The sequence below is a fragment of the Methylobacterium sp. J-068 genome (genome assembly GCF_022829445.1).
Lineage (GTDB): Bacteria > Pseudomonadota > Alphaproteobacteria > Rhizobiales > Beijerinckiaceae > Methylobacterium.
Genome location: NZ_JAKSXY010000087.1, coordinates 1 through 11650, shown reverse-complemented (window position 1 = coordinate 11650; position 11650 = coordinate 1). Strand labels below are relative to the sequence as shown.

Here is an 11650-nt window from a genome sequence, read left to right as displayed (position 1 = left end):
GGAGCCGGCCTCCCAGACCGAGACGGCCACGAAGTCGCCGACCCCGATGACGGGCTCGAGGGCCTGGCGCTTGTCGCCGAAGGAGGCCAGCAGGCTGTCCAGGGCGCGGCCGCGCAGGGCTTCCACCGTGGCGGCCGACAGATCGACGATCTCGTAGCGCGCGAAGGTGCCCTCGCTCGTCGAGACGTCGGCTCCGTCGATCACCGCGCCGGTCGTCGGACCGGCCGCAGGCAGGAGCGATGAGCAGCCGGACACCAGGCATGCTGCCAGGGCCGCCAGGGTTGCGTGTCGCACCATTGTCAATCTCCAGGCCGGGCCGCGCGATGCGACGACCCGGCAGCTTCGTCCGCTCGACACGAGGCGCGCGGACGACGCCACCATGAACTCATCCCACCGTCGCGGCCGCGGCGTCGATCGGCGGCCGCCCGAGCGCCGCCGACCGATCGCGCACCCGCGACCGTCGACTCCTCGGATAGGGCCTAAACGCTGCGATCGGTTTAACGGATCGTCCAGACATCCAAGACTGCCTTCCTATCAGGCCGTCCTCTCACGAGACAGCCTTCCGATCGGGCCGATCACGATCGTCCTGTCGATCACCATTACGTCACGAGGGTGGCAAAGCCACGCTTGGCGCGCGGACGGACGGATCCAACGCGCTTCGCAGCAGGCGCCCGAGGGCATCGGCGTCGAGGTCCTCGCGCTGGGGCGTCTCCTCGGCGGCCGCGGATGCCTCGGACGTCGCTCCGAATCGGAAGATCGCGTAATCCGTGGTCGTGCCTCCGAAGCCCGGCCTGCAATTCTCCAGGGCGGGCGCATGGTCGCCGAAGACGCAGAGGGTTGCGGGCAGCCCCTCGAGACCCGCGATTAGGGCTTCGACGGCGCGGCCTGTATGCGTCACGTGCGTCAAGTACTGGGCCAGCGGATCGTCGATGCCCGGCAGGCGGCCGGGCTTCCAGGGGCCATGGTTCTCCATCGTGACGCAGAACAGGAACAGCGGCCCCGTCCGCGCCCGCACCTCCGCCAGCACGCGCTCGGCCAGGGCGACGTCGCCGACATAGGGCCCGACCCTCGGCGCGCCGGCGAAGTCGGCCTCCATGATCAGGCGATCGAAACCCAGCCGGGTCACGACCTCGGCGCGGTTGAAGAAATCGCGATGGAACGGATGCACGAAGAGGGTCTCGAAGCCGGCGGCGCGGGCGCGCGCGGCCAGGCTCGTCGGCTCGGAGCCGCCATGGGTCAGGTACGGATCGAAGACGCCGAACCCCAGTTCGTCGGCACCGCGCCCCGTGAGGACGGCGTGCTCGGTCCGCATCGTGTAGGCGCCGTGCGCCGGCACACGCAGGCGCCCGTACCGGGCGGCCCGCGTCCGGATGATGTCCATCAGCGGCAGGCGGGCGCCGCCGAGACGCTGCGGATCGACGAAGGATTCGAGCTGCACCACGACCACGACGGCATCCGTGCCACCGAGCGACACCCGCGACGGCGGCGGATCGTGCTCGGCGCGCCGGCTCGCCCGCCAGCGCAGGGCGTAGCCGATGATCGTCGCCGGAAGACCGTATCGGGCCACGTCGGCGTCGAGGGCCGGTGCCGGGAAGAGGCGCGCCAACCCCTGCGCGAGGCGGCCTTCTCCCGACAGCGCCACGATCGACAGGAGGGTCAGCGGCAAAGCGAGCAGCGCCAGCACGGCCACGCTCGGATCGGCCGGCAGGATCGTCGGCTCGACGCCGTACCACAGGACCACCAGGGCGAGTCCGATCAGGATCGGACCGGCCATGCGCGGATCGCTCAAGGGACGCGTGTAGTAGAGCTCCGGGTGCCGTGGGACCTGACGCAACAGGGCGAAATCGCTGAAGACCAGCGGCTCGCCGATGATGTCGCGCTTCAACCGGCTGATGAGACTCAGGATCGCCACGGTCAGCACGACGCTGAACCCCGCGAGCCAGGGCCGCCAGGAAAACTCGAACCAGAACGCCATGAGAAGCGCGTATCCGGCCAACCGGATGGCCAGATCCGCCGGGCGGCGTCCGACCGGCCGGACCTGTCCGCCCTCGAAGGCCTCAATGGCGAGGCTGAGCGGGAGGGTCACGGCGAGGCTCGCGAGCAGCGTCATCGAAGAAGTCAGCGCCTCGGATCCTCGGCCTTGGTGACGCCGCGCTTCTCACGAAGCCTGCGCACGAGTGGATTCAGGACGGCGTAGCGGGCGCGCATCACGAGGAGAGCGCCCCGACTGAGGGCGAGACGCGACGGCCCGGCCGCGTCCCGGGCCGCCGAGAGGCGGTCGAGGAGCTGTTCGGCCGAGCACGGCTTCATCGCGACGGGATCGAGGTAGAGCGGATAGAGCAGCAGCGTGCCGGCGACCAGCTCGTCGAGGGCGAGCCGTCGGCCCCGGTCGGCGCCGGGTGCCAGATCCTCGCTCAGGCCCCAGCCCGAATAGAACGGGCGGCCATGCACCGCCACGCTCAGTCCCCGGATCAGCGCCTCGAACCCCGTCAGCGAGGTCATGGTCTCGACGTGATGCGCGCGATCGAGAAGGTCGACGATGGAGAGCCCTCCGACGATCCGATCGGCGAGGCCGAGGATCTCCGCCTCGGGGATCGTCCCGGGACGGAACCCGGCCTCGACATCCGGATGCGGCTTGTAGAGCAGGAAGGCATCCGGGTTGCGGGCGCGGGCCGCCCGCAAAAGGTCGCGGTTCGAGCGCACGATGGGCGACCCGTGCATCACGGAAGCATCGTCCTCGACCTGCCCCGGCACCAGCACGATGCGCCGGTCCTTCGGCCAGGTCGCCGTGTCCTCGCTCAGCCCGACATTGTATTTCGTGAGGCGCCGTTCGATCACGCCTTCGCGCAGCGCCCGGGCGCGCGCCACGAGGTCCGGCGCGAAGGTGGCGGTGCGCAGGATCGTGGCCAGGCGGCTCTCCGTGCGCGGATCGTAGTAGATGCCGCGATCGTCCACGACGATGGAAGCACCCGGCTGCAGGCTCGCCCCGAGCCCGACCGAACGCAGGAAACCGTCCTCGATGCGGGCCAGGGGAACGCCCTCCTCCGCGCAGAGCGGTTCCAGCCGCTCCGGCATCCGCGTCGCCCAGACGAGAACGCGGGCCCGGTGCAACCGCGCGGCCGCGACCGCGTCCTCGGCCGTCATGGTGTGGATGGGGTCGCCGTGCGGCCCGCGCATGAACGCGTCGAGGGCCGGCCGCTTCCAGCGCGAGATGCCGACGAGCACCGTCGGCCGGTCGTTGCCGGCGAAGCGGCCGCGCAGCCAGACCACGCGCTCCAGGCAATCCCCGAACGAAATCGGCTCACGCGTCCAGGGATCGAAGTAGTGCGTGCCGCCACCGTACCGGAGCGCCACCAGTTCCTCCGTCGTCGGCGCGTCCGATCCGGGCGGCTTGCCGGCATCGCCGAGGCAGACGACCTCCGCGCCGGCCAGCCGGGCTTCGCAGGCGTGACGCCAATCCGCGACCAGCACCCGCCGCACGCGCGGGAACAGGGCCCAGGGATCGACCGGGCGGCCGATGATGCGCAGGCGTTCCGGCGAAGCGGCGAGGATGACAGGACAGCCCTCGCTGCCCGCCACGATGAAGGATTCCTCCGGATATCGCGCCTCGGCGCGCGCCACGACGGCGCGCAGCCGTGCCGACGACCGCGCGAGGCTGCCCTCGGCGAGGATCAGCGAGGCCGCGGGCAGCCCCGCCAGCGTGTCGCTGATCAGTTGCGCATCGTCCCGCGCAAAACGATTCCGCCCGAAGGTGCGCGCGGCCCTCAGCGCGGCCAGATCGATTCCGGTGGTGTCGCCCGACGCCCGAGTGTGGAGGCCGGCTCCGGACAGGCGCAAGCTCGCCATGCCGGTGAAGGGGGTGTCGTAGGGCGTCAGCAGCGGGCCGGGCTCGACCAGGAGCGGCGCGCGGCCGAACCGCGATGCCGCGTCCGCCAGCGGGTTTCGCTCCCAGAATGCGGGCGCCGCTCCGGAGCGCCAGGGCGGACCGAAGACGATCCCGGCAGCGCGTTCGATCTGCCCGCGCAGGGCCCGGATGGTCCGGCCTGTGGAAAAGACCGGGGACGGCGAGTTCGAAGGCATGGACCTGTTCGCTCGAAACGACTGGCCGCTGCCTTACCACCATCCCACGCCAGGGCGCGATGGCGGCGCGAACATTCTGCCCCGGTATGGATCGGCGCCCGCGTGAAACGTTCGGGCGCCTGTGGATGAGACCGTCACCGCGAAAGCACAGACCCACAGAAATCCTTCATGGCCCCACCAGCGCCCAATTGATGAGATGGTTGGGCCGTGCGACGGAATTCCCCGTGCAAGGCGGCCCGTGACCGACACGGGCGCAGGAGCAGGCGTCCTGAGAATGCTTCAGCCCCGCGCAGACATGCATCCCCAGGCAGACATGCATCGCGACGGACCGGCGACCTTTCTCTTCCTCCAGGGAATCGCCTCTCCCTTCTTCGCCGATCTCGGTCGTGCCCTCCAGGCGCGCGGGCACAAGGTTCGGCGCATCAACTTTTCGTCCGGCGACTGGCTGTTCTGGCGCCTGCCCTCCGACAATTATCGCGGAACTTTCGCCAATTGGGGCGGCTACGTCGCCGAGTACGTGCGCGAGCACAGCGTGACGGACATCATCCTGTTCGGGGATTGCCGGCCCTACCATGTGGCCGCCACCGCCGCGGCCGAGCCGTTCGGGGTTCGCCTGCACGTCTTCGAGGAAGGTTACCTGCGGCCGAACTGGATCACCTGTGAACTCGGGGGCGTGAATGGCCACTCGCCGCTGCCGAAGACGGCGGACGAGATCCGCGCCATCGCCCGGCGCCTGCCGCAGCCGGGCCGCGCCATGCCCTCGAGCGGCGACATGGCCCGCCGCAGCATCTGGGACGTGGCCTACAACATCGCGAATTTCGGCTTTCCGTACTTCTTCCCGCATTTCCGGAGCCACCGGCCGCATCACATCGCGGTGGAATATGCCGGCTGGATCAAGAAGTTCTCCCGCCGCGCCCGGACCCGCCGCGAGGCGGCACGCCTCAACGAAGCCTACGTGGCAATCGAGGCGGATTATTTCCTGCTGCCGCTGCAACTCGACAGCGACTACCAGATCCGTGTCCACTCCCCCTTCCTCGGGGTCGAGGCCTTCATGGATCGGACGATCGCGTCCTTCGCCGCGCACTCGGCGGCGCCGACGCGCCTCCTGATCAAGCTGCATCCGCTGGACAGCGGCCTCATCAACTGGCGCAAATACGCCCGCCACTCGGCCCGGCGCCACGGCGTCAACGACCGTCTCGACATCATCGACGGAGGCGACCTGCCGAGCCTGATCTCGGGGAGCAGCGGCGTGGTGCTGGTCAACAGCACCGTGGGCATGCTCTCCCTCGAACTCGGGCGCCCGACCTATGCCGCCGGCAGCGCGATCTACAATCTGGCCGGCCTGACCCACCAGGGCGGACTGAACACGTTCTGGACCGCTCCGACGCCGCCCGACAGCGAGTTGATGGCGGACTTCCGGCGCGTCGTGCTCCATCGCTCGCAGGTGAATGGCGGGTTCTTCTCCCGCCCGGCCATCGAGCGCGCCATTATGGGCACCATTCCGCGCCTGGAGGCCGTGCTGCCCGCCTCGGCCCTCGCGGCCGCCGCCGCCATCCGTGCGGAGACCGACTCGGCGCAGGAACAACTGGCCCCGGTCTATTGATCCGACACATGGGGCCGGGCTAGCAGGCGCCATGTCCGTCACCCTGATCACCGGCGCGTCGAGCGGCATCGGCGCCGCCCTCGCCCGCCACTATGCCGGCCCCGCGAACCACCTGATCCTGCACGGCCGCGATGCCGTCCGCCTCGAGGCCGTGGCCGAGGCGTGCCGCGCCAAGGGCTCGCGGGTCGAGACCGAGCGTCTGGACGTGCGGGATCGCGCGGCCATCGCCGCATGGCTGACGCGCCTGGACGCGGCCCATGGTCTCGACCGCGTGATCGTGAACGCCGCGATCAACGGGGGCGATCCGGGCGGCGACGTCGAGACCGAGGCCATGGCCTTCGAGACGGTGGACGTGAACCTCGTCGGCGCGCTCAACGTGGCGCTCCCCTGCGTGAGCCTGATGCGGACCCGGGGCCGGGGGCAGATCGCCCTCGTCTCGTCCCTCGCCGCCTTCGCGCCGCTGCCGGACGCGCCGGCCTATAGCGGCACCAAGGCGGCGCTCCTCGCCCATGGTCTGGCCCTTCGCGAGAAGCTGAAACCCCACGGCGTGCGCATCAACGTGGTGACGCCGGGCTACGTGAAGACCGCGATGGGGAGCGAGTACCAGGGCTGGCGCCCGCTCGAGATCAGCGCCGAGGACGCGGCCGCCCGCATCGCGAGGGGCCTCGCGCGGGACCGGGACATCGTCGCCTTCCCGTGGATCCTGGCTGCCGCCGCGCGCGGGGCGGCCCTGCTGCCGGAATCCCTGCGGCGCCTCGGCATGAGCGGATTCAAGTTCAAGATCCGGATCGGCCGGTGAGGCGCCCCCGCATCGCCCTGTTCGTCCTGGAGGCGCTGCCGAACGCACGGGCCGTGCGTCGCTTCGTGGCGGATCACGCCGCCGACATCGCGTTCGTCGGTCTCTCCAACGCGAAGCGCCCGAGTTCCGGCGGCCTCGTGGGACAGGTCCGCCGCCACGTCGCCCGCTCCGGCCCGACGATCCTGCCCTATCTCGGCGTGAATTTCGGCCTTCCCGACCTGTTGGCGCCGGCTTCCGCGCTGTCGCGCCGGCTGACCGGCGCCGGATCGGCACCGAGCGCGACGCCGCTGAAGGCCTTGTGCCGCACCCTCGAGATTCCGACCCTGAAAGTCGACGACGTCAACGGTCCCGAGGTGGCGCGGGCCTTCGCCGTCCACGCCCCCGACCTCATCGTGACCTTCCATTTCGACCAGATCCTGTCGGGGCCGACGCTCGCGCGCGCGCCCCTCGGCGGCCTCAACGTCCATCCGGGCCTGCTGCCGCGCCATCGCGGTCCCGTGCCGACGATCCACGCCCTGGCCGAGGCCGAACCGGCTTTCGGGGTCACGGTGCACCGCCTCGCGGTCACGATCGACGCCGGCGCCATCCTCGCGCAGACGGCAGCGGCGCTGCCCGCCGACACCACGGCGACCCGCGCCGCGATCCTGCTGCACGAGGAGGGCCGGGTTCTGCTGGAGCACGTGCTCGCGCGGCTGGTGGACGGAACGCTTCCGGCAGGCGAATCCCCGCCGATCCTGCCCTATTGCCCGTTTCCGGACCGGGCGCTTCTCGCAGACTTACGCCGGCGCGGGCGCAAGCTCACGGACATGCGGGACCTTGGGGAGGCTCTCGCGCTCAGCGCGCGGGCCTGACGACATTAGGCCGTCCGGGCCGATCTTGAAGGAAAGCGTCTCTTGAGCGCCGCACGCGCTCGGTCGATCCGCCCTCGTCCTGCACAGGAAGAGGGCGGCCCGAAGGTTTATCGCGAAAACTTCTTGTACTTGATCTTCTTCGGCATCAGCGAGTCGGCGCCGAGGCGACGCTTCTTGTCCTCCTCGTAGTCCGAGAAGTTGCCCTCGAACCACTCCACGTGGCTCTCGCCCTCGAAGGCGAGGATGTGGGTCGCGATGCGGTTCAGGAACCAGCGATCGTGGCTGATGATCACGGCGCAGCCTGCGTAATCCTCCAGCGCCTCCTCGAGGGCGCGAAGGGTCTCCATGTCGAGATCGTTGGTGGGCTCGTCGAGGAGGAGCACGTTGGCGCCGCCCTTGAGCGTCCGGGCGAGGTGGACGCGGTTGCGCTCACCGCCCGACAGCGTGCCGACCTTCTTCTGCTGGTCCGACCCCTTGAAGGCGAAGGCCGCGCAATAGGCACGCGAATTGATCTCGCGCTTGTTGAAATAGATGATGTCGTTGCCGCCGGAGACCTCCTGCCACACGGTGGCATTCGGATCGAGCGCGTCGCGCGACTGGTCGACGTAGCCGAGATGGACGGTCTCGCCGACGGAGATCGTGCCGCCATCCGGCTTCTCGACACCCGTGATCATCTTGAACAGCGTCGTCTTGCCGGCGCCGTTGGGTCCGATCACGCCGACGATGCCGCCCGGCGGCAGCTTGAACGACAGGTCCTCGATCAGCAGGCGCTCACCGAACGCCTTGTTCAGGTGCTCGAACTCGATGACGTTGTTGCCGAGGCGCTCGTCGATCGGGATCACGATCTGCGCCGAGGCGTCGATCTTGTCCTGGGATTTCGCCACCAGCTCCTCGTAGCGGGTGATGCGGGCCTTCGACTTCGACTGGCGGGCCTTCGGCGAGGCGGCGATCCACTCCTGCTCGCGGTTGATCGCGCGCTGGCGGGCCATGTCCTCGCGGCCTTCCTGCTGGAGCCGCTTCTGCTTCTGCACCAGCCAGGCCGAGTAGTTGCCCTCGTAGGGATAGCCGCGGGTGCGGTCGAGTTCGAGGATCCAGCCCGTGACGTTGTCGAGGAAGTAACGATCGTGGGTCACGATCAGGATGGCGCCCGGATACTGGCGCAGGTGACCTTCGAGCCAATTCACGGTCTCGGCGTCGAGGTGGTTGGTGGGCTCGTCGAGGAGCAGGAGTTCCGGCTCCCAGAGCAGCAGCTTGCAGAGCGCCACGCGGCGGCGCTCACCGCCCGAGAGCGTCGCGACGGGCTGCTCGTCGCTGGGGCAGCCCAGCGCTTCCATCGCCTGGTCGACCTTCGAGTCGAGTTCCCAGAGATTGGCCGCCTCGATCTTGTCCTGGAGGGCGGTCATCTCGTCCGCCGTCTCCTCGGAATAGTTCATGGCGAGTTCGTTGTAGCGGTCGAGCAGCGCCTGTTTCTCCGCCACGCCCTCCATGACGTTCTCGCGCACCGACTTGTTGGGGTCGAGCTGCGGCTCCTGCGGAAGGTAGCCGACGCGGGCCCCCTGCGCGACGAAGCCCTCGCCGGTCCAATCCTTGTCGATGCCGGCCATGATCTTGAGCAGTGTCGACTTGCCCGACCCGTTGATGCCCAGCACGCCGATCTTGGCATCCGGATAGAAGGACAGGTTGATGTTATCGAGGACCTTCTTGCCACCCGAATAGGTCTTGGTGAGACCCTTCATGTGGTAGATGAATTCGCGCGCCATATCGGTGTCCTTCGTCGTGTCGGCGACCTCGGGCGCCCTGCGTGCCCCGATCGCCGGAATGATCGTGTGCGTGGTCCCGGACGGCGTTCCGTCGAGCCGGTCCGCGTGCCGCGCGTGACGCGCCATGGCGGCCGGACATCGGGCGCTCGCCGTCGTCGAACCGCTTCGCGTGAGAGTGTTGCGCCGGAGTATCAGGGCGGCGTCGGACCGGCAAGAACAGGACACACAAGAACGGGACCCACAAGCACGTCATGCCGCGTCGCGGCGCGCGCGCACCGTCAGGCGAAGGGGTTCTTCACGGAGGTGCCGGGTCGGGTGGCGTCGGCGACCGTCTCGGGCAATGCCTCCGATTCCAGGGCCGTCACGATGGCGGCGAGCGTCGCGCAGAGCGCCCGCGCATGGGCGAGGCCCGCCGCGTCCCGGGTGAGATCGATCGAGCCGTGAAGGGCGATCCGATCGGTCCCGTTCTCCACCGACAGGCCGCCGATGGTCCGGACGGCGGCCTCGTCGGCGAAAGGATCGAACCGGGCCGGCTCCGGGGGCTGATCCGGCGGGCTCCCGGACGTCGCGCGTTTCGTCATCGGATCCTCCTCAGAACAGCGCGCGCATGAGGTCGCGCCACAGGCGCCGCAGGGCGCGGTGCAGTTCCACCCGCGCCCAGGCCCCGAACGAATCGTCCGCGCGCGGCCTGCGGCGCGCACCCTCCTCGGCCTCGCCCCGCGCGAAGGCGCGGGGCTCCGGCAGATCCATCGCCCGCGCCTTCGCGGCGGGTGCGAGGCCGGGAAACACGTCGAGCCCGGCGGTCTGGCGCAATGCGTCGAGGGAGAGGGCCTGCCATGCCGCGTCGTCGCGGTTGGGGACGAGGTAGGCGCCCGCATCGCCGGTCGCCGGGTCATAGAGCGCCTTGAACAGGTGCGTCGGCACGAGCACGCGGCCGTTGATCGCCTGCACGGCGTCGCCCGAGTAGATCGGGCCCGTGACCACGAAGAGCGTGCCGCGCCGGGTGGCGAGGCGGCGAACGCTCTCCTCGATCGCCGCCCACAGCCCCCGGTTCATCTCCCGGTCCTGGGGAACGATGTTGGCGAGGGTGAAGGACTGCGCCTGGGCCTCACCGGTAGGCATGTCGCCCGCCGGCGCCATGTGGCCCCGGTCGAAGCCGCTATGGACGTAATCGTCGAGGCGGGCCCGGTCCTCGGCCGGCAGGGCGTCCTCGTCGTGGAAGCTGTCGGTCCGGTCCACGCGGCGCGCGGCCGCGACGCTCGCCGCCGTCAGGCGCTCCGTCGCATAGACCGGCGTGCGCGACACGCCGGAATGGAGCACCGCGAAGGCCTCGTAGCAGAGCGCCACGAGGCTTCGCGCGAGCTTCGGGTTCACGATCTCCGGTCGCCTGCCGTCGGCGAAGAGCCCGGTGCAATCGCGGGCCTGCGCGGCGCAGGAGCCATCGGCGACCCAGAGGGCCGCCAACAGGACGAGGGCTGCCCGAATCGTGGCTCGGGACACTAGAAGCAGACCCGGACCTTGCGCGTCCCCTGCGGCGTGGCGCGCCAGCGATAGGCGCAGGGTCGGCCGAGGCTTCCCTTGAACGGGCGCACCGCGCGGTCGGCGGGACCGGGCGCGGCCCCCGGACGGCACGGAGCCGGACCGTCACACGATAACGTGACGGCGCGCCCCGGACCGGCATCGGGTTCGGCGGCGTAGGCCGATCCGCCGAGGACGATCAGAGCGGTGGCGAGGCCGGCGAAGATCCGGATGAAGGACATGACTGACCTCGAATCACGTGCCCCGGTGTGATAAGGCCGGGCGGAAAATGCGGTCGGGCCCGTTGATCGGAACCGGCGTCGGGCTTACCTGCCGGACTTCGCGCCGCGGTGCCAGCGTTGGTGTGGAACGTAAATGCGTTCCATCGTCCTCGGTACGATCGGGTCATCCAGAACGGTCTTGCAGGCCCGGCGCGGTCTGCCGCAAGCCGTGCCGATCGTCGCAGCGTGGTAAAGCTGCGTGACGGCGTTATAAGTGCGATCGAAGGGCCCCGGTTTCGTCTTGGGGCATGCAGCGTTCGAGAGTCGGCCCGCGCGTCAGTGCTGTGGGTGGGCTGGATCGAGCGGATGCCAGCAAACGAACGGGTGTGAATTCAGTGTCACGACAAGAAACCTCTCAGAGCGCGCCTTCCCCGACCTCGTCGGAGGCGACGGCGATCCTGGACGGTCTGGGGGAGCCTGCGGCGCTGCGGCTGTTGCCCGAGAGCCAGCTCCAGGCGGTGGCTGACGCGGTGCGCACCGAGATGATCGACGCCGTCCCGGTCAGCGGGGGGAATCTCGGGTCGGGGGTGGGCGCTCGGGCAACAGCCGCGGCGCCGCAGGCTCCCCCAGACCGTCCAGGATCGCCGTCGCCTCCGACGAGGTGGGGGAAGGCGCGCTCTGGGAGGTTTCTTGTCGTGACACTGAATTCACACCCGTTCGTTTGCTGGCATCCGCTCGATCCAGCCCACCCACAGCACTGACGCGCGGGCCGACTCTCGAACGCTGCATGCCCCAAGACGAAACCGGGGCCCTTCGAT

General features: G+C 69.7%; 9 protein-coding genes and 2 pseudogenes. 4 read left to right on the top strand and 7 right to left on the bottom strand.

What is annotated here, in order from left to right; genetic code table 11:
- The 3 genes and pseudogenes from MKK54_RS14640 to MKK54_RS14630 all read right to left on the bottom strand — a co-directional run.
- Window positions 1–297 (bottom strand): annotated as a pseudogene (locus tag MKK54_RS14640) (sugar transporter); the annotation flags it as partial.
- A gap of 307 nt (window positions 298–604) precedes the next feature.
- Window positions 605–2110 carry an LTA synthase family protein gene (locus tag MKK54_RS14635; RefSeq protein ID WP_244011909.1) on the bottom strand — a complete coding sequence of 502 codons (1506 nt, stop codon included), beginning with the start codon at window positions 2108–2110 and terminating at the stop codon, window positions 605–607.
- 8 nt (window positions 2111–2118) lie between these two features.
- The gene (locus tag MKK54_RS14630) at window positions 2119–4080 is read right to left on the bottom strand and encodes a capsular biosynthesis protein (RefSeq protein WP_244011907.1); all 1962 of its coding nucleotides are present in this window, start codon (window positions 4078–4080) and stop codon (window positions 2119–2121) included.
- 274 nt (window positions 4081–4354) lie between these two features.
- Here MKK54_RS14630 and MKK54_RS14625 point away from each other — a divergent pair, with 274 nt between their 5' ends.
- Genes MKK54_RS14625 through MKK54_RS14615 form a run of 3 tightly spaced genes read left to right on the top strand, consistent with a single transcriptional unit; the run spans window position 4355 to window position 7333 of the window.
- A complete protein-coding gene (locus MKK54_RS14625) occupies window positions 4355–5683 on the top strand; it encodes a capsule biosynthesis protein (RefSeq protein ID WP_409564188.1) in 1329 nt (442 codons plus the stop codon).
- 31 nt (window positions 5684–5714) lie between these two features.
- Window positions 5715–6482: an SDR family NAD(P)-dependent oxidoreductase gene (locus MKK54_RS14620; protein ID WP_244011903.1), complete on the top strand. Its 768-nt coding sequence runs from the start codon at window positions 5715–5717 to the stop codon at window positions 6480–6482.
- Window positions 6479–7333, top strand: a complete 855-nt coding sequence (locus MKK54_RS14615) for a formyltransferase family protein (RefSeq protein WP_244011902.1) — start codon at window positions 6479–6481, stop codon at window positions 7331–7333. The genes MKK54_RS14620 and MKK54_RS14615 overlap by 4 nt, the downstream gene beginning before the upstream one ends.
- A 107-nt stretch (window positions 7334–7440) precedes the next feature.
- On the opposite strand, the gene ettA is transcribed toward MKK54_RS14615, so the two are convergent.
- The 4 genes from ettA to MKK54_RS14595 all read right to left on the bottom strand — a co-directional run bounded on the left by ettA (window position 7441) and on the right by MKK54_RS14595 (window position 10853).
- The gene (gene ettA / locus MKK54_RS14610; RefSeq protein ID WP_244011913.1) at window positions 7441–9093 is read right to left on the bottom strand and encodes an energy-dependent translational throttle protein EttA; all 1653 of its coding nucleotides are present in this window, start codon (window positions 9091–9093) and stop codon (window positions 7441–7443) included.
- Window positions 9094–9371: 278 nt separating this feature from the next.
- Window positions 9372–9674 carry a hypothetical protein gene (locus MKK54_RS14605; protein WP_244011900.1) on the bottom strand — a complete coding sequence of 101 codons (303 nt, stop codon included), beginning with the start codon at window positions 9672–9674 and terminating at the stop codon, window positions 9372–9374.
- Between the two features lie 10 nt (window positions 9675–9684).
- The gene (locus tag MKK54_RS14600; protein WP_409564189.1) at window positions 9685–10560 is read right to left on the bottom strand and encodes a DNA/RNA non-specific endonuclease; all 876 of its coding nucleotides are present in this window, start codon (window positions 10558–10560) and stop codon (window positions 9685–9687) included.
- Between the two features lie 32 nt (window positions 10561–10592).
- Window positions 10593–10853 (bottom strand): hypothetical protein, encoded by a 261-nt coding sequence (locus tag MKK54_RS14595; protein ID WP_244011898.1) that lies wholly within the window; start codon window positions 10851–10853, stop codon window positions 10593–10595.
- A 374-nt stretch (window positions 10854–11227) separates the two neighbouring features.
- On the opposite strand from MKK54_RS14595, the pseudogene MKK54_RS14590 reads away from it, so the two are divergent.
- Window positions 11228–11425, top strand: a pseudogene (locus tag MKK54_RS14590) (1-deoxy-D-xylulose-5-phosphate synthase N-terminal domain-containing protein); the annotation flags it as partial.
- Window positions 11426–11650 lie beyond the last annotated feature (225 nt).

What these genes read in the sequence shown, in the direction of transcription:
- ettA (WP_244011913.1), bottom strand. Translation starts at nt 9,093, where the DNA reads ATGGCGCGCGAATTCATCTACCACATGAAGGGTCTCACCAAGACCTAT.
- MKK54_RS14605 (WP_244011900.1), bottom strand. Translation starts at nt 9,674, where the DNA reads ATGACGAAACGCGCGACGTCCGGGAGCCCGCCGGATCAGCCCCCGGAG.
- MKK54_RS14625 (WP_409564188.1), top strand. Translation starts at nt 4,355, where the DNA reads ATGCTTCAGCCCCGCGCAGACATGCATCCCCAGGCAGACATGCATCGC.
- MKK54_RS14620 (WP_244011903.1), top strand. Translation starts at nt 5,715, where the DNA reads ATGTCCGTCACCCTGATCACCGGCGCGTCGAGCGGCATCGGCGCCGCC.
- MKK54_RS14595 (WP_244011898.1), bottom strand. Translation starts at nt 10,853, where the DNA reads ATGTCCTTCATCCGGATCTTCGCCGGCCTCGCCACCGCTCTGATCGTC.
- MKK54_RS14635 (WP_244011909.1), bottom strand. Translation starts at nt 2,110, where the DNA reads ATGACGCTGCTCGCGAGCCTCGCCGTGACCCTCCCGCTCAGCCTCGCC.
- MKK54_RS14630 (WP_244011907.1), bottom strand. Translation starts at nt 4,080, where the DNA reads ATGCCTTCGAACTCGCCGTCCCCGGTCTTTTCCACAGGCCGGACCATC.